Genomic DNA, 20195 nt, shown 5'->3' on the forward strand with positions numbered 1-20195 from the left:
ACCGTGAAAAATTTCTCCCATCCCCTTTGTTGTCGTTAAGACATATGAAACCGCGCTTATCCCGGCGCGGTTTCTTTAGTGTTTTTGAACAGAACGTATGTTTGTTAAGGGCGCAAAAAAACAGCCTCAAGCATATATACGCCTGCGGCTATTTTTCACATGATTGATATTCATCTGTATAAGTGCTGAGAGACTTCCAAAACATGCCGTGTTTGGCTTCCACTTTGGCAACCTTTTTAGCGAATGCCAATTTTTTCATTTCTTTTTCTACCTCTTCAAGGCTCAGGTCATATACGAGAGCGATTTCCTTCGAGGCAACGAAGCGGAAATATTCAATAAAACATTCCAGAGGCGGTGTTTCCGATGGCTTCGGCTCGTCGCCAAGCATCTCAAATAGGATTTCTTCATATACATCATATGAATAGCTGCCGGGTACTTTAAGTCCTTCGTCCTCATGCTGTGTATTGAAAAATGTCAGCGTCGGATTCGCGGACACATCCATCTCAGCGGCAATTTTCATGTCACATTGAAGCGCCTTGACCGCGCTTTGAGAATGCAAATCTTTTTTGAATTCTTCAAGATCGAGACTCGTTTTTTCCGCAATTTCCAAAAGCACATTTTCGTCCGTAATATTTTTCTTTGAAACAAACAGGCTTTCTTGCATATTTCTGAGAAATTGCATGCCGGCTTTTCTTCCTTGCAGTTCGGCTGCTTTAAAAGCGAGAGCAGCCATATAAGGCGATGAAAGCGGGGGATCTTGCTCAAGCCAGACATTGCCGTCACACGACATGCCGGAGCGGCTTGCGATCTTTTCCCATGCCTCTGCAAGAAGATGCTTTTTTCGTTTTTATTTAACGCGGTAAGGCTCGCTGAAGCGATAATGCGCAAAGTGAAAAAACGTCCGTATCTGATTTTCAGTTTTTTCATGACGGGCTCTAAGGACCAGCATTCAGGACATAAAGGGTCTACAAACATATAAATTTCAAGCGGTTTTTTTGGATGGCCGTGACAATGGGCGAAGTATTGCTCATGCTGATAGTTTGTCAAGATGATCGATCCCCCGCTTCCGTTTGATTCACCATATGTCTTGCTGTCAATTCCAGCCGGCCAAACAAAAACTCACGAATATCGCCCTCAAGCCCTACATGGTCCATTGCGTCGTTCATACAGCTGAGCCACGCATCAGCTCTCTCGTTTGTAATTGGAAAGGGAAGATGTCTTGCTCTGAGCATAGGATGGCCGTGTTCCTCAGTATAAAGCGGAGGCCCGCCTAAATACTGAGTCAAAAATTGCTTCTGTTTCCTGGCGGTTTCTGTTAAATCGCTTGGAAAAATCGGCTTCAGCAAAGGATGACACGCGACACGCTCATAAAAAGTATCAACAAGTTGCGATAGAAGTTCCTCTCCAATCGCTTCATAAGGTGCGTTAAACGATTGTCCCATGTTGACTACTCCTTTAAATATGGCTAATAGGAATCATAAATCCTATTGCAAAAAGTAATTTTATATAGTACTGCATTTCATCTATGATTTATTTTAGCAACAAGGCATCATTTCTACAAACAAACTGCCTTTTATGCGTTTGATGGCTAGTTTCGGCTGAGAGCCGAGGTTTGTATTTCATATCATATCACATAAAAATCAGGAATGCGTAGGATTTCACTTCGCAAAAAAACCAGAGGGCAAAAGCCGCTCTGGTTACGCGTAATAGGCTGAAGTTATTTTTTTTACATAGTTTTGCGTTTCTTTGAAAGGAGGAATGCCGCCGTATCTGTCAACATTTCCCGGTCCGGCGTTGTAAGCCGCTAATGCCATAGACACATTGCCGCCGTATTTATTCAGCATTTGTTTTAAATATTTCGTTCCGCCTTCCACATTTTGCCGCGGGTCCAGTGGATTGGAAACGCCAAGTGAGCGTGCTGTTGACGGCATCAGCTGCATTAAGCCAAGCGCGCCTGCTCCGCTGACAGCTTTTGGATTGAAGCCTGATTCCTGCTTAATGACGGCGCGGATTAGTTTTTCATCGACGCCATATTGATCAGCGGCTTTTTTAATCGCGCTGTCTATGGAGAAGTCTCCCGAACTGATCCGTTTTGTTTCTTGTTTGTTTGTAGATACATCAGCAGCAGCTGTTTTGGTGCTTTCTGCCGCTTTTGTGATATAGCCTGAATGGCTGCTTGTATATGATTGAAGCCCATATGCTGAAAGCAGTGACGGCGCTGTTGAACTAGCGTTGTTCTGCAGGTTGAGCGGGATTGACTGTGCAGAAAGTTGTGTTGCTTGCTGCTGTATCGTCAAGCCGTTTGTGTATTGGCTGAGTAAAGAGCTGAAGCTTGAGAGCGGGCTTTCCGCATCATTTTGAGTGCCGGTGCTGCGCGCATTAGATATGGACTGTAATGCCTGAAGCTGAAGTAAAGCTGCCCAATTCGTTACGTTCACGATGTCATTCCACCTTATATAGACTTTCGTTTTTCTTCATAAAAACGCAAAATTTTATTTTTGGTTTCTCGCTGAGGAATGCTGTATTGCTGAAGCAGCTTCTCAAAGGCTTGTTGGCCTTCATGCCAGTCTGCCGCCTCAAATTCGATTTCAAAGTCCTCTTTCTTTAAATATCGGCTGTGGTCTAAAACTATTAAGCCTTTTTCTGTTTCTTTTTCAGCACGGTTTGTTGTTAAAGATCCAAAGTATTGAATGGCGTCTGTATCAATCTCAAGCTGAAGCAGCTGGTCTTTCACAGGGCCTTCGGGAATTGAAAAGCCAGCAAGATCTGATACCTCTGATAGCCGCTGGTGCGTTTCCAGAAGCCCCACATCTGCCGGCTCTTTTAAAGTCAGGACATACTCGCCGTTTTTCCTGCGGATCCGAAGCGCAGCGTTTTTTTGTTTCAGTGAAAAGCTGTCTGTGTCAAAATAGTGATTGTTTTGGTCTGTAAAATCTTTTTCGGTCAGCTGGAGTGCCGCTGTTAGGTTGTCAAATTCCTGTTTGGTCAGCATGTTTTTGAATTCTATCTCAATTTCTTGGCTCATGTTTTTCTTCCTTTCCGCCCCGTAAATCTTATTTTTACTATTATCTCTTTAGATGTTACGTTTATCAATATCAAGCTTGATATGATAAAATGAAACTGTACTTTTGTTGGAAAAGGAGAGCATTATGCAAAACAGAATCGAAATCTTGAACGCAACATTATCGGATGATCAGCTTCGCCTTGTCTGTGAGACAGAAGGCAATGAAGCGGAACGCAAGCCGTCAGGTCAAATGCTTGTTGATTCTGACAACTTTGCTTTTGTATACATACTTGAATTAGCTGATTCTTTTGAATATGCCATTATAAAGGAACATGTGTGGCCGGAACTCAAGCAGGCGCATGCACAAAGAATTCCGGTTGTTTTAGAGGCGGGAGACAAATCAATAGAACTGGCCGGCCTGCATGAGGAATTGGAGTATCTTTTAGAAAATATTAAAGATAATGTAAACTATGGAGAAGAAATGGAAGACAAAGTGAAGAGCGTATTTTTATAGAAACCGGTTCGGAATTGGGGGATGTATGATGGATGACAAACAATGGGAGCGTTTTTTAGTGCCGTACCGCCAGGCTGTCGAAGAGTTGAAAGTGAAGCTCAAGGGGATTCGCACACTATATGAATACGAGGACGAACATTCGCCGATCGAATTTGTGACCGGACGCGTCAAGCCTGTGGCGAGCATACTTGAAAAAGCGAGAAAGAAAAGCATACCGCTGCATGAAATTGAAACCATGCAGGATATCGCGGGCCTTAGAATCATGTGCCAATTTGTCGATGACATCCAAATCGTAAAAGAGATGCTTTTCGCCAGAAAAGATTTCACCGTTGTGGATCAGAGGGATTATATTGCGGAACATAAAGAGAGCGGATACCGGTCATATCATCTTGTCGTGCTTTATCCTTTACAGACGGTGTCCGGAGAAAAGCATGTTCTCGTGGAAATACAGATCCGTACGCTGGCGATGAATTTTTGGGCGACCATTGAGCATTCATTGAATTATAAATACAGCGGAAACATTCCTGAAAAAGTGAAACTAAGGCTTCAGCGCGCATCTGAAGCTGCTTCCCGGCTAGATGAAGAGATGTCGGAGATCAGGGGTGAAATACAGGAGGCTCAAGCTGCCTTTTCAAGAAAGAAAAAAGGAAGCGAGCAACAATAGTAAAGGGGAAGAAAAGCATGAAATTTGCCGTATCATCAAAAGGAGATCAAGTTTCTGATACGCTGAAGAGCAAAATACAGGCGTATTTATTGGATTTTGATATGGAACTGGATGAAAATGAACCGGAAATTGTCATTTCAGTCGGAGGCGACGGAACGCTTTTGTATGCTTTTCACAGATATAGCGACCGCTTAGACAAAACGGCATTTGTCGGCGTTCACACGGGTCATCTGGGGTTTTATGCCGACTGGGTTCCTCATGAAATTGAAAAGCTTGTTCTCGCGATTGCGAAAACGCCTTATCATACAGTCGAATATCCGCTTCTCGAAGTGATTGTGACCTATCACGAAAACGATCGGGAAGAGAGATATTTAGCATTGAACGAATGTACGATTAAAAGCATAGAAGGAAGCCTTGTGGCTGATGTGGAAATCAAGGGACAGCTCTTTGAAACCTTCCGGGGCGACGGCCTTTGCTTGTCAACGCCATCCGGCAGCACAGCCTACAATAAGGCGCTGGGCGGAGCAATTATCCATCCGTCTATCAGAGCGATCCAACTCGCGGAAATGGCTTCTATTAATAACCGTGTATTCCGGACGGTCGGATCGCCGCTGCTTCTGCCTTCCCATCATGATTGCATGATTAAACCGAGAAACGAAGTCGACTTTCAAGTGACGATTGACCATTTAACCCTTCTTCATAAGGACGTGAAGTCGATACGCTGCCAAGTTGCATCCGAAAATGTGAGGTTTGCGAGATTTCGTCCGTTTCCATTTTGGAAAAGAGTCCAGGATTCGTTTATCGGAAAAGGTGAATAGAAAGAGGACGTATCGTGGAACCATTTATTATCAGAAAGAACATCACTTCTGCTGAAGACGGAATGACTGTAAAAGAATACGCCGGCAAACTGGGAATTTCGAAACGTCTGTTAACCGATATCAAGTTTTCCGGGGGTGACCTGCTGATCAATGGTGAACATGTAACGGTCAAATACGTTTTGAGAGAAGGAGATTTTCTTGTCGTGAAGTTTCCTGAGGAACAGGTGAGCGACACGTTATTGGCAGAACCTGTTCCGCTCGATATCCTGTATGAGGATGAGCACGTGCTTGTGATGAACAAGCAGCCGTATGTATCATCAATTCCCTCGAGAGAGCACCCATCCGGCAGCATTGCAAATGGCATCATCCATCATTATCAAATTAACGGAGTGCGGGCGACAGTTCATCTTGTCACCCGGCTAGACCGGGATACATCAGGTCTCATGCTTGTTGCCAAGCATCGCTTTGCCCACTCGATTTTATCGTCAGCGCAAAAAAGCGGGCTTGTGAAACGCCGGTACATGGCAGTGGTTCACGGGCGGATGACACAGATGGAAGGAACTGTCGATGCTCCGATTGGCAGACATCCTGACAGTATTATTGAACGGGTGGTCACACCGGAAGGCCAGAAGGCTGTTACCCATTTTCATGTCACACATGCCACTGATGAGATCACAACGGTGACATTGCAGCTTGAGACAGGCCGAACCCATCAAATACGTGTACATATGAACTACCTCGGACATCCGCTGTGCGGCGATACACTGTACGGCGGAACGAGACGGGGAATTGGCCGGCAGGCCCTTCACAGCGAGCGGCTTTCATTTATCCATCCGCTGACGCAGGAGAGCATGACGTTTCATGCTACATGGCCTCAAGATATGAAAGACCTGATAAAAGGAGAGGATCATTGATTCTCTCCTTTTTTATATAGGACGAAATCTCGATTCGTCATAAGGCAGGGAGCTTGGAACAGAGATGGTTTCTATTTCTGGGAAGCGAAAGCCTGTCAATTTATTTCCGAACACGCAGCCTGTATCGATGTTGATGGTGCGATTGACTTTTAGAGGCTCTTTCACAGGTGTATGTCCGTATACCACCCAAGCGCTTCCGCTATAGGATGCAGCCCAATCACGTCTGACAGGTCTGCCGTCCGGGTACGTTTCACCCGTTACATCGCCGTAAAGCACAAAGTCTTTCACTCTGCGGGTATATTTGCCAATATCGTCAGCCTTTATGCCAGCATGGGCGACAACTAATTCTCCGTTATGTAAGATGTCGTAAAGCGGCGCCTTTTCATACAGCTTCATAAACTGATCGCTGATTGTTTTTCTTTCTTCTTTAGATCGTTCCTCAAGCTCTGCGGCTGTAGTTTCTAGGCCATGCATGACTTTCACGGGATTTCCTTTTAAGTAGCGGTATAGCTTATTGCAATGATTTCCAGGAACATAACGCACAGCGCCTTTTTCGTAAGCGCCGGCTACAAAGCGGATGACCTCTATCGATTTCGGTCCTCTGTCAGTTAAATCTCCGGCAAAAATGAGCATCCTTCCTTCTTCGTGGACGGGTACTCCATTTTTTATTGAATAGCCAAGCTCTTGAATTAATGCCATCATTTCATCATAGCAGCCATGAATATCGCTGATGATATCGTAAGCCATGTGTGATCCTCCTTGCCGATTGTTTTATTTATTATGGAGCAAAGTGCTGTGAGTCATCACAGGCTTTTATGTGCAAAATATAGAAGAATTATTTTCTAAACAAGAAATAAGACCTTTTCACTTTATTTTTTATCATCATCCTTGTTAAAATCGCGTTATGTTTTTTTAAAAATGAGGTTTTGTTCTTTAATTAAGAACTGAAATAACCCTGACTTAAAAAGGAGGTTCTGCTTATGGCGCATTCATCTGTCGCATCTTTAGTTGTTGTACTTATCGTTGCATTTTTGACACCCATCCTTTTGCATCGCTTTAAACTGACCATCCCGGTTGTTGTTGCAGAAATCATTATGGGGCTGATTATCGGAAAAAGCGGTCTTAATTTAGTTGTCGAGGGCGATACATGGCTTGAGACGCTTTCTCTGCTCGGATTTATCTTTTTAATGTTTTTAAGCGGGCTTGAAATTGATTTTTCATCGTTTGAGAAAGGAAAGAAAAAGCAGCTCCTGCCAAACGGTAAAGCGGTGCCCAATACGTTTGCTGCGGCGTCCGTTATTTTTGCAGGTATATTTATTTTATCATTGCTGCTGTCCTATGGGTTCGTCTTGGCAGGATTTATCGAAAATGCGTTTTTAATGACGCTTATTATCTCAACGATTTCGTTAGGCGTTGTCGTTCCAACGTTAAAAGAAGAACGGATCATGAATTCAAATATCGGGCAGATTATTTTGCTTGTTGCCGTTATTGCTGATTTGGTCACGATGATTCTTCTTGCTGTGTTTTCTTCTCTATACGGAGAAGACAGCGGAAACATGTGGCTCTTGATGATCCTGTTTGCAGCCGGAGTGGTGCTTTACTTTTTCGGCCGGGTCTTTAAACATCGTTCATTTGTTGAGTCTATGTCAAAAGGGACGATTCAGATTGGGACGCGTGCCATTTTTACGTTAATTATCGTACTCGTTGCCCTGTCTGAATCACTTGGGGCGGAAAATATTCTCGGCGCTTTCTTAGCGGGGGTTCTCGTTTCCCTTCTTTCGCCAAATAAAGAACTTGTTCAGCAGCTGGATTCATTCGGCTATGGGTTCTTGATTCCGATTTTCTTTGTGATGGTCGGAGTGAAGCTGGATATTTGGACCCTTTTCCAAGATCCGAAAATTTTGATCATGATCCCGCTTCTGCTTTTGGCGCTGTTGGTCAGCAAAATTATTCCCGTCCTGTACTTGAAAAAGTGGTATGATAACCGCACCATTTTGGCGTCTGGTTTTCTGCTGACGTCAACGCTTTCTCTCGTGATTGCCGCTGCGACAATCGGCCAGCAGCTTCACGTGATTAGCGCAAATATGTCAGGAGCGCTGACGTTAGTAGCCGTCATTGCCAGTATTTTTTCGCCGGTCTTCTTTAAAAAATTATACAAACGGGAGGAGCAGCCGGAGGAGAAAAAGACCATTACGTTTATCGGCGCAAACCAAATGACATTGCCTGTTACTCTTGAACTGCCGGAAGAGGAGTATGACGTGCGTGTTGTGCATGTCTATCAAGAGAACGCGGAGGAAAAGCTGTCGGAATCAGTATTTTCTGTTGAAACGATTTCTGATTATGAACACGGGACGCTTGAATCACTCGGCATTTTTGATACGGATATCCTGGTTGTTGCGACCGGGAATGAAGACATGAATGCGGAGATTGCACTACTTGCAAAAGAAAAAGGAACAGAAAGAGTGATTGCCAGCGTCGGATCACCCGAAAATGAAGCAACTTTGAAGGAGCAGGGAATCAACATCTTTTCTATGCTGCTGTCGACAAAAACACTGCTTCGCGCGCTAATAGAAGCGCCTGGTGTCATGAAGCTGCTCACGAACGAAGAGTCTTCGCTGTATCAAATTAATATGGAAAACAGCACATACGACGGTGTGATTCTGCGGGAATTCCCTTTTACAGGCGATGTCATCTTTGTCAGGATTTTCAGAGGTGTGGACAGCATCGTTCCTCATGGGGATACAAGGCTGAAATTGGGTGACCGCTTAATTGTCACCGGATCTCGGGGGTATGTAACGGAACTTAAGAAATCGTTGGAAGGATAAACCTTGACCAAATAAGGATTCGTGTTAATATAGAGATGCAGAACAATTCAATATGTATTTGTATAACCACTAGGGGTGTCCTTCATAAGGGCTGAGATAAAAGTGTGACTTTTAGACCCTCATAACTTGAACAGGTTCAGACCTGCGTAGGGAAGTGGAGCGGTATTTGTGTTCGTTTACTATGCCAATTCCAAACCACTTTTCCTTGCGGGAAAGTGGTTTTTTTATTTATCAGACAGGGGGAATGACGTATGAAATTTTCAGAAGAATGCCGCAGTGCAGCCGCAGAATGGTGGGAAGGGAGCTTTGTCCATCCGTTCGTTCAGGGCATCGGTGATGGAACGCTTCCGATTGACCGTTTTAAATACTACGTGCTCCAGGATTCTTATTATTTAACGCATTTTGCGAAGGTGCAATCGTTTGGCGCCGCTTATGCGAAGGACCTTTATACAACGGGACGGATGGCAAGCCACGCCCAAGGTACATATGAGGCGGAAATGGCGCTTCACCGCGAGTTTGCGGAGCTGTTGGAGATCAGTGAGGAAGAACGTAAGGCCTTTAAGCCGTCTCCAACGGCGTACTCTTATACATCCCATATGTACCGTTCGGTTTTGAGCGGGAATTTTGCTGAGATCTTAGCAGCCCTTCTGCCATGCTACTGGCTGTATTACGAGGTTGGCGAGAAATTGCTGACATGTGATCCGGGGCATCCGATTTATCAGAAGTGGATCAGCACATACGGCGGTGACTGGTTCAGACAGCAGGTCGAAGAACAAATCAACCGCTTTGATGAGCTGGCGGAAAACAGCACGGAGGAAGTGCGTGCCAAGATGAAAGAGAATTTTGTTATTTCAAGCTTTTATGAGTATCAATTTTGGGGGATGGCCAATCGAAAAGAAGACTGGTCCGACCACGGCGTAAAAGAGGTGGAGGAACTTGGAGCTTCACGCCATAACTGATGACCGCAAGCCGGTTGAAGCGTTAGCGGAAGTCATCATAGCCATTCAGAATGAAGTGGATTGCATACACATTCGGGAGCGGTCTAAATCGGCGGCTGACATTTTGAAACTGATTGAGCTTATATCTGAAGGCGGTGTTGATAAGCGGAAATTGGTCATGAACGGGCGAGTGGATATTGCGCTTTTTTCAACGATTCATCGTGTGCAGCTGCCGAGCAGCAGCTTTTCACCCAAGCAGGTCAGAGCCAGATTTCCGCACCTTCATATCGGACGGTCGGTGCATTCACTGGAGGAAGCGATTCAAGCAGAAAAGGAAGATGCGGACTGTGTGTTGTTCGGCCATGTGTTTGAAACGGATTGTAAAAAAGGCCTTGAAGGCAGAGGCTTGTCTTTGCTGTCAACTATCAAGCAGCGGGTGTCCGTCCCGGTTATTGCGATTGGCGGGATGGCACCGGGCAGATTAAGAGACGTAAAACAAGCGGGAGCAGACGGCATCGCTGTCATGTCAGGAATTTTCTCTTCCGCTGACCCTTTGGAAGCTGCCAGACGATATTCCCGTAAGCTAAAGGAGATGCGCTATGAAAAGGCATTATGATGCAGTAGTCATTGGAGGCGGGATTATCGGTTCCGCGATTGCTTATCATTTAGCAAAGGAAAACAAAACAATCGCATTGTTTGAAAGCGGGACAATGGGCGGCAGAACAACAAGCGCTGCTGCTGGAATGCTGGGCGCCCATGCCGAGTGCGAGGAACGTGACGCGTTTTTTGATTTCGCCATGCACAGCCAGCGTCTGTACAAAGGTCTTGGGGAAGAGCTTTACACCATATCGGGTATTGATATCATGCAGCATAACGGCGGGATGTTTAAGCTTGCGTTTTCTGAAGAAGACATGCTGCGGCTGAGGAAGATGGATGGCTTGGATTCTGTCAGCTGGCATACAAAAGAAGAAGTTTTAGAAAAAGAGCCTTATACGTCTGGTGACATTTTCGGGGCAGCCTTTATTCAAGATGATGTACATGTAGAGCCTTATTTTGTTTGCAAGGCATATGCGAAAGCGGCAAAAGCGCTTGGGGCGGAGATTTTTGAGCATACGCCCGTCCTGCACGTTGAACATGACGGTGAAGCGCTGTCCATCGAGACGCCAAATGGGAATGTATGGGCGAATCATGTCGCGATTGCCAGCGGGGTGTGGAGCGGAATGTTTTTTAGACAGCTTGGGCTGAATCACTCATTTTTCCCTGTAAAAGGGGAGTGCCTGTCTGTTTGGAATGATGAGATGCCGCTGACAAAAACACTTTATCATGACCATTGCTATATCGTGCCTAGAAAAAGCGGCAGACTGGTTGTCGGCGCGACTATGAAGCCGGGTGACTGGAGTGAAACACCGGATCTTGGCGGGCTGGAATCGGTTATGAAAAAAGCAAAAACGATGCTCCCGGCCATTCAGAATATGAAGGTGGATCGTTTTTGGGCTGGATTGCGTCCGGGAACAAAGGACGGAAAACCGTACATCGGCAGACACCCTGAGGACAGCCGTATTGTATTTGCAGCGGGCCATTTCAGAAATGGGATTCTGCTTGCTCCGGCAACGGGCGCTTTGGTCAGTGATCTCATCATGAATAAAGAGGTCAATCCAGACTGGCTGCACGCATTCCGAATTGATCGCAAGGAGGCGGTTCAGATATGATGCTACAGCTGAACGGGAAAGACGTGAAGTGGGAAAAAGACAAAGGTACAATTCAAGACCTGCTGGCGTCCTATCAGCTTGAACATAAAATCGTTATCGTTGAAAGAAATAAAGAAATTATTGGCAAAGAACATTATCACGAAGTTGAGCTTTGTGATCGCGATGTCATTGAAATTGTCCATTTTGTAGGAGGCGGATGAGCATGTTAACCATTGGCGGGAAATCATTTCAATCAAGATTGCTGCTGGGGACGGGAAAATACCCATCGTTTGACATCCAAAAGGAAGCGGTGGCCGTTTCCGAGTCTGATATTTTAACATTTGCTGTACGGAGAATGAACATTTTTGAAGCGTCCCAGCTTAATTTTCTGGAACAGCTTGATTTATCCAAATATACACTTCTGCCGAATACAGCGGGCGCCAGCACCGCTGAAGAAGCGGTACGGATCGCGAGGCTGTCGAAAGCGTCAGGACTTTGTGACATGATTAAAGTGGAAGTCATCGGGTGCGGACGTTCCTTGCTGCCTGATCCTGTTGAGACATTAAAAGCGTCCGAACAGCTTCTTGAAGAAGGGTTTATCGTGCTCCCGTACACGTCGGATGATGTTGTGCTCGCAAGAAAGCTGGAAGAGCTTGGCGTTCATGCCATCATGCCTGGTGCATCTCCGATCGGCTCTGGACAAGGAATCTTAAATCCTTTGAATCTGTCATTTATTATTGAACAAGCGAAAGTGCCGGTCATTGTGGACGCCGGCATCGGATCGCCTAAAGACGCGGCATACGCAATGGAGCTTGGAGCGGACGGCGTACTCCTCAATACGGCTGTATCTGGCGCGAATGATCCTGTGAAAATGGCGCGTGCGATGAAGCTCGCGGTGGAAGCGGGACGCCTTTCTTATGAGGCGGGACGCATTCCGCTTAAGCAATACGGAACGGCAAGCAGTCCGGGAGAAGGTCTTCCTGTATGACGGACAGGTACTCCAGACAGGAGCTGTTTGCTCCGATCGGCCCAGCCGGCCAGAAGAAATTGAAAGAAGCGCGCGCCGTGATCATCGGCGCCGGCGCGCTTGGAACAGCGAGTGCTGAAATGCTGGTCAGAGCGGGTGTCGGCTCTGTGAAGATTGCCGACAGAGATTATGTGGAATGGAGCAACCTGCAGCGCCAGCAGCTGTATACAGAAGCTGATGTCAAAAAAGAAATGCCGAAAGCGGCCGCTGCTGAGCATCGCCTCCGTTCGATTAACAGCGATGTCGATGTGACGGGCCTTGTCATGGATGTGACAGCTGAAAATATCTTCGAGCTGATTAAGGATGCTTCCATCATAGTGGATGCGGCCGATAATTTTGAAACCCGCCTGATCGTAAATGACGCCGCGGTAAAAGAAGGCATTCCTTTTCTTTACGGTGCCTGTGTAGGGAGCTACGGTCTTACCTTTACTGTAGTGCCGGGATCGACCCCTTGCCTGCACTGCTTGCTTGATACACTTCCGATTGGCGGAGCGACATGTGACACAGCCGGCATCATCAGCCCGGCTGTTATGCAGGTAGCGGTCTTTCAGGTGACAGACGCCCTGAAGCTGCTGACAGGAGAGGAGTGCGAGCCACTGCTGCGTTCTTTTGACTTGTGGAAAAACGAACGGTCAGAGGTGAGAGTGGCGGGTCTCAAACATGACGCATGCCCAAGCTGCGGCACAAAGGAATTTCCGTTTTTGTCATATGAGAACCAAACAAAAGCGGCTGTATTGTGCGGCAGGAACACGGTGCAAATCAGATCATCCTTCACAAAAGAAGCGGATCTTGAAGTGCTGGCCGGCCAGTTGAAGCAAGCAGGGCTTCATGTAGCCGCGAACCCGTATTTAATTTCCTGCCGCTCGGATGATATGAAAATGGTGCTGTTCCGGGACGGCAGAGCATTGATCCATGGAACGAATGATATTGCCCGGGCTAAATCCATTTATCATAAATGGGTCGGGTAAGTAAGGAGTGTAGTGTAATGACGATTTATAAAGCAATGACAATCGCCGGTTCTGATTCAGGCGGCGGCGCAGGGATACAGGCCGATATTAAAACCTTTCAGGAGCTTGATGTTTTCGGCATGTCTGCCATTACGGCGGTAACCGCTCAAAATACGCTTGGCGTGCATGGGGTGTATCCGCTGACTGTGGAGGCGCTGAGACAGCAAATTGACGCTGTTGCCGAGGATTTGAAACCAGACGCCGTAAAAACGGGAATGCTCTGGAATGCGGAAATGATTGAAGAAGTGGCGAGAAAAATTGACGAGTACGGGTTTAACCGTGTGATTGTTGATCCGGTTATGATTGCAAAGGGCGGGGCATCCTTGCTGCATGATGAATCAGTTGCCACCTTAAAAGAGCTGCTCATTCCGAGAAGCTACACGATTACGCCGAATGTGCCGGAAGCAGAAACGCTGACTGGAATGACAATCCGCTCACTGGATGACCGGAAAAAAGCAGCGGAGCAGCTCGTCGAGATGGGGGCGCAGAACGTGATTATCAAAGGCGGGCACCAGCCTGAGGACAATCACATTACTGACCTTCTTTTCGATGGGAGCATGTTTATGCAAATCAGCCATCCTTATATCGATACGAAACATACGCATGGCACAGGCTGCACCTTTGCTGCGGCATTAACAGCTCAAACCGCTAAAGGAGACAGCATCCATCAGGCTTTCGAGGTTGCGGCCAACTTTGTCCGCGAAGCGGTGGAACATACGCTTGGCATCGGATCGGGCCACGGACCGACAAACCATTTCGCCTTTAAACGAAACAGCTTAAAAACAAGCCAATGAGATCACCAGCTGATGGTGGTCTCTTTCATGTTTGTCGTTGTATGCGCTTTTCATCTGGACAAGGTTATGATATGATAAGAATTAAGATCAGGTACTAATACTATGTCTTTATAAAATATAGGAGGCTTATACATATGAATGTTTCACTTGAAGGCCGCAACATTGTCGTGATGGGAGTTGCCAACAAACGCAGTATCGCATGGGGAATCGCGCGCTCTCTGCATGAAGCGGGAGCACGCTTGATTTTCACATACGCAGGAGAACGCCTGGAGAAATCAGTTCAAGAGCTTGCCGGAACATTAGAACGCAATGACTCCATTATCCTTCCTTGCGACGTCACAAACGACGCGGAAATCGAAACTTGCTTCGCAAGCATTAAGGAGCAGGTCGGTGTGGTCCACGGTATCGCGCATTGTATCGCGTTTGCCAACAAAGAAGAGCTTGTCGGCGAATACTTAAACACAAATCGTGACGGTTTCCTTTTGGCACATAACATCAGCTCATACTCTCTGACAGCTGTTGTCAAAGCGGCTCGTCCGATGATGACTGAAGGCGGAAGCATTGTCACTTTGACTTACCTTGGCGGAGAGCTTGTGATGCCAAACTACAACGTCATGGGTGTAGCGAAAGCTTCTCTTGATGCAAGTGTGAAATATTTAGCTGCCGACTTAGGAAAAGAAAATATCCGCGTCAACAGCATTTCCGCAGGCCCGATCAGAACATTGTCTGCTAAAGGCATCAGCGATTTCAACTCGATCTTAAAAGACATCGAAGAGCGCGCGCCGCTTCGCCGCACGACAACACCTGAAGAAGTAGGCGATACAGCTGCGTTCTTATTCAGCGATATGTCCCGAGGCATTACAGGTGAAAATCTTCACGTTGATTCAGGTTTCCATATCACTGCCCGCTAAGGCAGGATCATGGCAAGCAATCCCAAACAGGGATTGCTTTTTTATTTCTTCTGATTTTCAGCTTTCTGTCATATAGATAGAATATGACACAATCGGAGGGATGAAGATGTCTAATAAGAAACGAAACGCGGATAAAAAACCGCTCATGTATATTGTTCAGCCGGATTATGCAGAAACAACAAGGTCATCCATGCAGGAGATCGTCATCAAAAAAAAGACCGACAAACCCGATCCGCCAAAAGCAGAGGAAAAGCCTGCCTACCATGAGAAACAGCAGGAGGAAGCCGTGCCAACGGATATCAAACAAGCAGAGGAAAAGCCTGCTGCTGAGCCAGTGAGCCAGCAAATACAAGAGGTGAGAGCGCCAGAGAATAAAAAGAACCAGCAGGAACAGAAAGCAGAGCCGCAAGCCGTTGAAAAAACCGTTGAACACGAGCCTCCTAAAGCTGAAAAAAAGCAAGAGCCTGCACTTGAACTTGAGGACCGGAAGCCTGAAAAAGAACCGGAGGCTGTCCATAATGCTGCCAAAGCGGAGGAAAAAGCACCGCCGGCAAGAAAAGTGAAAAAACCGATGAGCAAGATGACGATCCACGAAAAAATTGATTTTTTAACAAAGCTGCCCCATAACATGCCGAGAGCGCTTTGTTTGATTGAAGCCAACGGAAGAACGTACAGAGGCGTGATTGTCGGTAGAAGAAATGATTCCGTCCTGCTCCGCACGACTGGAAACGGCGCGCCGACTGAACTGGCGATTGATGAAATCACCTCCTTGCACCCGCTCGGTTTTTAATGGAAACGAAAAAAGCTGCCCGGCAGATGTTCCCGGCAGCTTATTTTCATAGAGAAAAGCCTGCAGAGCTGCAAGCTTTTCAGTCTTTTATTAATGGTGCGTGCGATTAATTAGTCGAGGATTTAAGCAATTGATTGCGCAGAAGCAGTCTAAGTCCACCTCAATGCAGTAGTTCGTTTTTTCAAGTCGGAACACTTCACAAACCGTATCTTTATCGGTGAAGTCCAAAATGTGTTTGTGTTCGTCAAATGCGATTAATAATGACAGTGTCGCACAGCTGCCATGAACTTTTTCCACTCTGAAAAATACAGTATTAAAGCAAGGTCCGTTTTCCAGTTCGCCAACATTTCCGAAAGCGACCAGAGGATTTGATTTTGATGTAAACAGCACGAAAGGCACTGTATCGCCCAGCGAATGGGTTGGTGATAAAAGCTTTGAATGGCAGCTTGTCGGGCAGTCCTCTTCAACAGCGTTTTGCAGATCTTCAATATTTTCTACAGCTTCACGCACGCAGCTTGATGTTTTCTGGCTCATATTATCCCTCCTGCCTTATAAATTTCTTGAGACTGGCGAAATGATGGAGAGTCAGCTGCCTCACGCCGGAAGCAGCTGAATGATTTGCACCTGTAATAGAGTTTGGAAGGGGATTCCTCTTTACAAGTGTTTATCCATTGTGATGATGCTTTTTGTCTCTGTTAGGGGATGTTCTGTCAACTAGCTCCGGTGACAGGCACTGAATGGCACAGAAGCATCCGAGATCCACTTCGATGCAAAAATCTGTTTTTTCAAGCCCAAAGAAATCCGGGTCGCAAGGATGGCAAACACTTAAGGTATCGCCTTTGACATCGACCGGGCGTAAAATAGACAGTGTTGCACAGCAATCACATAATTTTTCAACGCGGAAGAAAATGGACTCAAAGCATTGCATATCATCCACAAATCCCCCCACGTTTCCGAAAGTGGAGAACAATCCGCCTTTTTTATCAAACAAGAGAAACGGAATTGTGTCTTTACCTGCAATTGTCGGATTCAAAAGGTTTGTATAGCAGCCAGTAGGACACTGTTCCTCAACTGCCTCCTGCTCTGCTAAAATCTTTTCCACTGCATCGCATACACAGTTCTCATGCCGGCCATGGGTTTTTCCGCAGCTCATTGATTTCAGCTCCTTCTTTATAGGGTATTTGACTTTAGTCCTTAACAACATATGTACCCGTGCCCCACTTGGTGTGGGTGAACGTCTATATATTCATCATATGCTTGGAAAATAAGAAAAAGCAGAGCGTTTTTAGCTCTGCTTTTAGGTTCTAGAGAACAATTAGTGTTGCAAAAACTGCAACAAGAGCATTGACTAAGACTGTTACTAAAGTTGCTGTGTCTTGATCTAATGTAGAGACATTAACGCATCTTGAGTTATCGATAAGCACTTTTTGTTTATTGATTTGTTTATTTTCTGTGAGCTGTAATAAATCTTGTGCAACAAGTTCGGCAAGAGTTTCATCTGTAATGACTGCTAATGTAACGATTACAACTAAGGCATTAATGGAAACAAATACTGATGTTACGGCTTGAGTATCAACTGATTGGACATTGACATCGCAAGAATCTCTAATAATAATCATTTCTTCGGAGATTTGTTTGTTCAGATGAGCTTGAATGGAATCTTGATCAACAAAGGCATCGTTAAAACCGAAATTCTTTAGGTTGCAGCAACCATCACATTTTTTCTCTTCCTTTATTTCTCTTGGGTGATCACAATCAGGATCCAGAGCTACCCATGAATAAGGTCTGCTTTCCATGTTTATTCCTCCTTTTCGTTTACTTTTATTAAATGAGAGTTCATTCCTTTTTGATTGAGGCATTCATCTTGGTTCTTTTCACCATTTTTATTGTTCTTTTTTATTTTGTCGTTTCTGTTTTAGTTGTTGGAGTAATTGCTCTCTACGGGTGTTTTGTTTTTCAGTTCTTTGGATATTCTTCTCAGTTATTGTTTTATTGTTATTTTTATTTTGGTTATCTACTAAAGCTTGAGCCTTTTCTTTTACATCATTAAGCATTTTTAAAAATGTTTCTTTTTCTTCATCTGATAATTTTTTCATTTTATCTTTTGTTACACCATGTTTTTTTAGAACATTGTCTACAAGCATCTTTGTCATAGGATCAACTGCAGGAAGTTTTGATAGTTCTTCTTTCAGTTTTTCATTATCTGACATTTGTTTTCACCTCGATTTGTAGTTTTGGAAAAAGAAAGAGTTAAAGGATGCCGGATGCAATGAGAAAATTGTCGATTACCTGGGTTAACATTTGAATAAAGGTTATTGTTTGATCAGAAAGCAGAGTGACTCTGATATTCCGGCTGTTTATAATTTTTATTGTTGTTCTTTTTTTGATTTGATTTTTATCAAAAATGAGAAGTTCGCTGGCAATTGTATCAGCCAAGTCTTCATCAGTGACGACAAGTTGTATAGCCAAAAAGAGCATTGCTGATAGTGTTGCTTGTATAGAAAGGGCGGATGTAAGATGAGTCGTGTCAATGATTATATTTTCGCAATCAATGATTTCAATCTGCTGAATAAATTCATTTGTCAATTTTTCATATATTGCAGGATGCAGGGATTCAACTTTTTCTTCAATCGACATAACCTTCACTCCTTTCTTATCCATACTCTATATAATGCAAATGGGGTGCAGAGCGGAATAAGAAAAACAACCAATTTTGCGCCGGACAAGATACAATTCATGAAGAATAGGGTTTTTGCATATATGTGAAGGGATCATGATTGGCAAAGGAGTGAACAAGTGGTTATCAACGGGCTGACAATTGCTCTTCTTTCGCTTGCGGTCTTCCGGCTCGCGCGCTTGCTGGTGTTTGACACGATTATGGCGCCGCTTCGCAGCCTGTTTCATGAAGAGAAGGAAGAAAAGGATGCGGACGGGAACGTGGAAACGTATATTGTCATCAAGGGGACTGGCATCAGGGCCTTTGTTGGTGAATTGCTGAGCTGCTACTGGTGTACAGGCGTGTGGTGCGCCGGTTTTTTGATTTTGTGCCATGCTTTGATCCCGCAAGTGGCACAGTGGCTGATTTTGCTGCTGGCGATCGCCGGTCTTGCCGGCATTATAGAAACACTCGTATCAAAATGGCTGCAAGAATGAGGCGTTGCCACCAGCAACTTTCTTCAAGAATACGCATAAAGTAGCATATATGACATAAGGAAAGGAAGGGAACGACATGAATCAAGCCAATAAACCTTCCCAAAAAACTCCACATAAAAATTCGTTGCATCAAACAAAAAAGATCAAAAAGAAAGGCTGCGGGTGCGGAAATAAAAAGAAAAAGCCTCAATAGCCTGACAACGAAAACCGGGGGTCTCCGGTTTTTTGTTTTTTAACGGAGCGGTCCCATTCAGCATATATCATAAGCGGGGGGATATTAGTGAATGAGTTCGAAAAATGGATTGAAGGCAAATATGAACCTCACGAACAAAAGCAAAAAGAGCATGAAGGCATCATGAGCCGCATCAGAAAAGACTTGGATGCATTTGACGAAGCTGGTTTGGCGTTTGAAGAGGAAATTGAAGAGCTGGCAGAAAAAACCGAATCCCTCCTTAAAAAACGCCAGGACCAGTACGGACAATCATAAATCCGCAATCGCCCTATGCGTATATCCAAACCGATTGAAGCGGCTCACATAGTGTATAGAGAGAGTAAAGGAGGTGCTTAACTATGGGCTTTGGATACGGATTTGGCGGCGGCTACGGCGGCTACGGCGGCGGCTGTTATGGCGGTTATGCTGGCGGCTACGGCGGCGGCTACGGTTCAACATTTGTTCTTCTAGTCGTATTGTTCATTCTCCTTATCATCGTAGGTGCATCTTATTTCTGCTAAAACATTAGAGGAAGTGCGGGAAAGCCGCGCTTCCTTGCAGTCTGTAAATGATTCTAGGAAACAACTGGAATGGAAAAGCACATCACTCATTGGTGTTCATATAATACCGTATCACTCCGCCAAAAGGAGGCGCATTATGGATAATCAATTTTTTAAGAACATTGAAAAGAAAACAGGCGTCAATATGAAGGATGTCATGAATCTTGCCGGCTCTCTTCAAAACGCCAATTTTAAAGATGAAAACACAGTGCGCAGCGTGATTAGCCGTGTCGCACAGCTGGCAAACAGACGCGTGCCAAAAGAATTAGAAGATAAAATTGTTCAATCGATTACAAGCGGTAAAGAAAAGCTTGATTTTGGAACTATTTCTAAAATGCTGGATAACAAATAAGCGGATGGCCTGGCTGACTTTTCAG

The 20195-nt window shown here is 45.2% G+C and carries 27 protein-coding genes, 1 pseudogene and 1 riboswitch; of the genes and pseudogenes, 18 read left to right on the forward strand and 10 right to left on the reverse strand.

Annotated features, from left to right (window positions below; all coding sequences use genetic code 11):
• Window positions 1–148: 148 nt before the first annotated feature.
• The 4 genes and pseudogenes from spxH to SC79_RS01445 all read right to left on the reverse strand — a co-directional run bounded on the left by spxH (window position 149) and on the right by SC79_RS01445 (window position 3025).
• Window positions 149–1047, reverse strand: a pseudogene (gene spxH / locus SC79_RS01430) (protease adaptor protein SpxH).
• Window positions 1044–1442, reverse strand: a complete 399-nt coding sequence (locus tag SC79_RS01435; protein ID WP_010329388.1) for a globin domain-containing protein — start codon at window positions 1440–1442, stop codon at window positions 1044–1046. Before SC79_RS01435 ends, spxH begins: the two are co-directional and overlap by 4 nt.
• A 255-nt stretch (window positions 1443–1697) precedes the next feature.
• A complete protein-coding gene (locus SC79_RS01440; protein ID WP_039073563.1) occupies window positions 1698–2438 on the reverse strand; it encodes a lytic transglycosylase domain-containing protein in 741 nt (246 codons plus the stop codon).
• 14 nt (window positions 2439–2452) lie between these two features.
• Window positions 2453–3025 carry a CYTH domain-containing protein gene (locus SC79_RS01445; protein ID WP_039073564.1) on the reverse strand — a complete coding sequence of 191 codons (573 nt, stop codon included), beginning with the start codon at window positions 3023–3025 and terminating at the stop codon, window positions 2453–2455.
• A gap of 124 nt (window positions 3026–3149) precedes the next feature.
• Between SC79_RS01445 and SC79_RS01450 the strand changes: the two genes are divergently transcribed.
• Genes SC79_RS01450 through SC79_RS01465 form a run of 4 tightly spaced genes read left to right on the forward strand, consistent with a single transcriptional unit; the run spans window position 3150 to window position 5914 of the window.
• A complete protein-coding gene (locus tag SC79_RS01450) occupies window positions 3150–3518 on the forward strand; it encodes a hypothetical protein (RefSeq protein WP_039073565.1) in 369 nt (122 codons plus the stop codon).
• Window positions 3519–3546: 28 nt separating this feature from the next.
• The gene (gene yjbM / locus SC79_RS01455; protein WP_010329392.1) at window positions 3547–4182 is read left to right on the forward strand and encodes a GTP diphosphokinase; all 636 of its coding nucleotides are present in this window, start codon (window positions 3547–3549) and stop codon (window positions 4180–4182) included.
• Between the two features lie 17 nt (window positions 4183–4199).
• A complete protein-coding gene (locus SC79_RS01460) occupies window positions 4200–5000 on the forward strand; it encodes an NAD kinase (protein ID WP_010329393.1) in 801 nt (266 codons plus the stop codon).
• A gap of 14 nt (window positions 5001–5014) precedes the next feature.
• Entirely contained in the window at window positions 5015–5914 is a 900-nt protein-coding gene (locus SC79_RS01465) for an RluA family pseudouridine synthase (RefSeq protein ID WP_039073566.1), read from the forward strand.
• 12 nt (window positions 5915–5926) lie between these two features.
• Here the strand turns inward: SC79_RS01465 and prpE are convergent, their stop codons facing one another.
• Complete coding sequence (gene prpE / locus SC79_RS01470; RefSeq protein ID WP_039073567.1) at window positions 5927–6661, reverse strand: bis(5'-nucleosyl)-tetraphosphatase PrpE; 735 nt, start codon at window positions 6659–6661, stop codon at window positions 5927–5929.
• Window positions 6662–6894: 233 nt separating this feature from the next.
• On the opposite strand from prpE, the gene SC79_RS01475 reads away from it, so the two are divergent.
• The 10 genes from SC79_RS01475 to cotO all read left to right on the forward strand — a co-directional run bounded on the left by SC79_RS01475 (window position 6895) and on the right by cotO (window position 15894).
• Window positions 6895–8739 carry a monovalent cation:proton antiporter family protein gene (locus SC79_RS01475; RefSeq protein WP_039073568.1) on the forward strand — a complete coding sequence of 615 codons (1845 nt, stop codon included), beginning with the start codon at window positions 6895–6897 and terminating at the stop codon, window positions 8737–8739.
• A gap of 61 nt (window positions 8740–8800) precedes the next feature.
• A riboswitch (TPP riboswitch) is annotated at window positions 8801–8909 on the forward strand.
• 81 nt (window positions 8910–8990) lie between these two features.
• Complete coding sequence (gene tenA / locus SC79_RS01480) at window positions 8991–9698, forward strand: thiaminase II (protein ID WP_039073569.1); 708 nt, start codon at window positions 8991–8993, stop codon at window positions 9696–9698.
• Window positions 9676–10293 (forward strand): thiazole tautomerase TenI, encoded by a 618-nt coding sequence (gene tenI / locus SC79_RS01485; protein WP_039073882.1) that lies wholly within the window; start codon window positions 9676–9678, stop codon window positions 10291–10293. The genes tenA and tenI overlap by 23 nt, the downstream gene beginning before the upstream one ends.
• Window positions 10277–11386, forward strand: coding sequence for a glycine oxidase ThiO (gene thiO / locus SC79_RS01490; protein WP_039073570.1), 1110 nt, complete (start codon window positions 10277–10279; stop codon window positions 11384–11386). Before tenI ends, thiO begins: the two co-directional genes overlap by 17 nt.
• Window positions 11386–11586 (forward strand): sulfur carrier protein ThiS, encoded by a 201-nt coding sequence (gene thiS, locus SC79_RS01495; RefSeq protein ID WP_082022521.1) that lies wholly within the window; start codon window positions 11386–11388, stop codon window positions 11584–11586. The genes thiO and thiS overlap by 1 nt, the downstream gene beginning before the upstream one ends.
• Window positions 11583–12353, forward strand: coding sequence for a thiazole synthase (gene thiG, locus SC79_RS01500; protein ID WP_082022498.1), 771 nt, complete (start codon window positions 11583–11585; stop codon window positions 12351–12353). Before thiS ends, thiG begins: the two co-directional genes overlap by 4 nt.
• Complete coding sequence (thiF, locus tag SC79_RS01505; protein ID WP_039073573.1) at window positions 12350–13360, forward strand: thiazole biosynthesis adenylyltransferase ThiF; 1011 nt, start codon at window positions 12350–12352, stop codon at window positions 13358–13360. Before thiG ends, thiF begins: the two co-directional genes overlap by 4 nt.
• Window positions 13361–13377: 17 nt before the next feature.
• Complete coding sequence (gene thiD, locus SC79_RS01510) at window positions 13378–14193, forward strand: bifunctional hydroxymethylpyrimidine kinase/phosphomethylpyrimidine kinase (protein WP_039073574.1); 816 nt, start codon at window positions 13378–13380, stop codon at window positions 14191–14193.
• Window positions 14194–14327: 134 nt separating this feature from the next.
• Window positions 14328–15104, forward strand: coding sequence for an enoyl-ACP reductase FabI (fabI, locus tag SC79_RS01515; protein WP_010329404.1), 777 nt, complete (start codon window positions 14328–14330; stop codon window positions 15102–15104).
• Window positions 15105–15204: 100 nt separating this feature from the next.
• Window positions 15205–15894: a spore coat protein CotO gene (gene cotO / locus SC79_RS01520; RefSeq protein WP_082022499.1), complete on the forward strand. Its 690-nt coding sequence runs from the start codon at window positions 15205–15207 to the stop codon at window positions 15892–15894.
• A 90-nt stretch (window positions 15895–15984) separates the two neighbouring features.
• On the opposite strand, the gene cotZ is transcribed toward cotO, so the two are convergent.
• The 5 genes from cotZ to SC79_RS01545 form a co-directional block, all read right to left on the reverse strand.
• A complete protein-coding gene (gene cotZ, locus SC79_RS01525) occupies window positions 15985–16428 on the reverse strand; it encodes a spore coat protein CotZ (RefSeq protein WP_010329405.1) in 444 nt (147 codons plus the stop codon).
• 130 nt (window positions 16429–16558) lie between these two features.
• Window positions 16559–17047, reverse strand: coding sequence for a spore coat protein CotY (gene cotY, locus SC79_RS01530; RefSeq protein ID WP_010329406.1), 489 nt, complete (start codon window positions 17045–17047; stop codon window positions 16559–16561).
• A 151-nt stretch (window positions 17048–17198) separates the two neighbouring features.
• On the reverse strand, window positions 17199–17690 hold the full coding sequence (locus SC79_RS01535) for a spore coat protein (RefSeq protein WP_039073576.1): 492 nt from the start codon (window positions 17688–17690) through the stop codon (window positions 17199–17201).
• 87 nt (window positions 17691–17777) lie between these two features.
• A complete protein-coding gene (locus SC79_RS01540; RefSeq protein ID WP_039073577.1) occupies window positions 17778–18104 on the reverse strand; it encodes a hypothetical protein in 327 nt (108 codons plus the stop codon).
• Window positions 18105–18144: 40 nt separating this feature from the next.
• Window positions 18145–18531, reverse strand: a complete 387-nt coding sequence (locus SC79_RS01545) for a spore coat protein (protein WP_039073578.1) — start codon at window positions 18529–18531, stop codon at window positions 18145–18147.
• A gap of 159 nt (window positions 18532–18690) precedes the next feature.
• On the opposite strand from SC79_RS01545, the gene yjcA reads away from it, so the two are divergent.
• The 4 genes from yjcA to SC79_RS01565 all read left to right on the forward strand — a co-directional run bounded on the left by yjcA (window position 18691) and on the right by SC79_RS01565 (window position 20170).
• Window positions 18691–19047 (forward strand): sporulation protein YjcA, encoded by a 357-nt coding sequence (yjcA, locus tag SC79_RS01550; protein ID WP_039073579.1) that lies wholly within the window; start codon window positions 18691–18693, stop codon window positions 19045–19047.
• 280 nt (window positions 19048–19327) lie between these two features.
• Window positions 19328–19534 carry a hypothetical protein gene (locus SC79_RS01555; protein WP_039073580.1) on the forward strand — a complete coding sequence of 69 codons (207 nt, stop codon included), beginning with the start codon at window positions 19328–19330 and terminating at the stop codon, window positions 19532–19534.
• A gap of 83 nt (window positions 19535–19617) precedes the next feature.
• Window positions 19618–19779 (forward strand): YjcZ family sporulation protein, encoded by a 162-nt coding sequence (locus SC79_RS01560; protein ID WP_039073581.1) that lies wholly within the window; start codon window positions 19618–19620, stop codon window positions 19777–19779.
• 136 nt (window positions 19780–19915) lie between these two features.
• On the forward strand, window positions 19916–20170 hold the full coding sequence (locus tag SC79_RS01565; RefSeq protein WP_010329414.1) for a stage VI sporulation protein F: 255 nt from the start codon (window positions 19916–19918) through the stop codon (window positions 20168–20170).
• Window positions 20171–20195: the final 25 nt, after the last annotated feature.

Origin of the sequence: Bacillus sp. MSP13 (assembly GCF_000815295.1) — a bacterium.
In the GTDB taxonomy this organism is placed as follows: Bacteria; Bacillota; Bacilli; order Bacillales; family Bacillaceae; genus Bacillus; species Bacillus vallismortis.

What these genes read in the sequence shown, in the direction of transcription:
- SC79_RS01435 (WP_010329388.1), bottom strand. Translation starts at nt 1,442, where the DNA reads ATGGGACAATCGTTTAACGCACCTTATGAAGCGATTGGAGAGGAACTT.
- SC79_RS01445 (WP_039073564.1), bottom strand. Translation starts at nt 3,025, where the DNA reads ATGAGCCAAGAAATTGAGATAGAATTCAAAAACATGCTGACCAAACAG.
- SC79_RS01450 (WP_039073565.1), top strand. Translation starts at nt 3,150, where the DNA reads ATGCAAAACAGAATCGAAATCTTGAACGCAACATTATCGGATGATCAG.
- yjbM (WP_010329392.1), top strand. Translation starts at nt 3,547, where the DNA reads ATGGATGACAAACAATGGGAGCGTTTTTTAGTGCCGTACCGCCAGGCT.
- SC79_RS01460 (WP_010329393.1), top strand. Translation starts at nt 4,200, where the DNA reads ATGAAATTTGCCGTATCATCAAAAGGAGATCAAGTTTCTGATACGCTG.
- prpE (WP_039073567.1), bottom strand. Translation starts at nt 6,661, where the DNA reads ATGGCTTACGATATCATCAGCGATATTCATGGCTGCTATGATGAAATG.
- SC79_RS01475 (WP_039073568.1), top strand. Translation starts at nt 6,895, where the DNA reads ATGGCGCATTCATCTGTCGCATCTTTAGTTGTTGTACTTATCGTTGCA.
- tenA (WP_039073569.1), top strand. Translation starts at nt 8,991, where the DNA reads ATGAAATTTTCAGAAGAATGCCGCAGTGCAGCCGCAGAATGGTGGGAA.
- thiO (WP_039073570.1), top strand. Translation starts at nt 10,277, where the DNA reads ATGAAAAGGCATTATGATGCAGTAGTCATTGGAGGCGGGATTATCGGT.
- thiS (WP_082022521.1), top strand. Translation starts at nt 11,386, where the DNA reads ATGCTACAGCTGAACGGGAAAGACGTGAAGTGGGAAAAAGACAAAGGT.
- thiG (WP_082022498.1), top strand. Translation starts at nt 11,583, where the DNA reads ATGAGCATGTTAACCATTGGCGGGAAATCATTTCAATCAAGATTGCTG.
- thiF (WP_039073573.1), top strand. Translation starts at nt 12,350, where the DNA reads ATGACGGACAGGTACTCCAGACAGGAGCTGTTTGCTCCGATCGGCCCA.
- thiD (WP_039073574.1), top strand. Translation starts at nt 13,378, where the DNA reads ATGACGATTTATAAAGCAATGACAATCGCCGGTTCTGATTCAGGCGGC.
- fabI (WP_010329404.1), top strand. Translation starts at nt 14,328, where the DNA reads ATGAATGTTTCACTTGAAGGCCGCAACATTGTCGTGATGGGAGTTGCC.
- cotO (WP_082022499.1), top strand. Translation starts at nt 15,205, where the DNA reads ATGAAGATGTCTAATAAGAAACGAAACGCGGATAAAAAACCGCTCATG.
- cotZ (WP_010329405.1), bottom strand. Translation starts at nt 16,428, where the DNA reads ATGAGCCAGAAAACATCAAGCTGCGTGCGTGAAGCTGTAGAAAATATT.
- cotY (WP_010329406.1), bottom strand. Translation starts at nt 17,047, where the DNA reads ATGAGCTGCGGAAAAACCCATGGCCGGCATGAGAACTGTGTATGCGAT.
- SC79_RS01535 (WP_039073576.1), bottom strand. Translation starts at nt 17,690, where the DNA reads ATGGAAAGCAGACCTTATTCATGGGTAGCTCTGGATCCTGATTGTGAT.
- SC79_RS01540 (WP_039073577.1), bottom strand. Translation starts at nt 18,104, where the DNA reads ATGTCAGATAATGAAAAACTGAAAGAAGAACTATCAAAACTTCCTGCA.
- SC79_RS01545 (WP_039073578.1), bottom strand. Translation starts at nt 18,531, where the DNA reads ATGTCGATTGAAGAAAAAGTTGAATCCCTGCATCCTGCAATATATGAA.
- SC79_RS01560 (WP_039073581.1), top strand. Translation starts at nt 19,618, where the DNA reads ATGGGCTTTGGATACGGATTTGGCGGCGGCTACGGCGGCTACGGCGGC.
- SC79_RS01565 (WP_010329414.1), top strand. Translation starts at nt 19,916, where the DNA reads ATGGATAATCAATTTTTTAAGAACATTGAAAAGAAAACAGGCGTCAAT.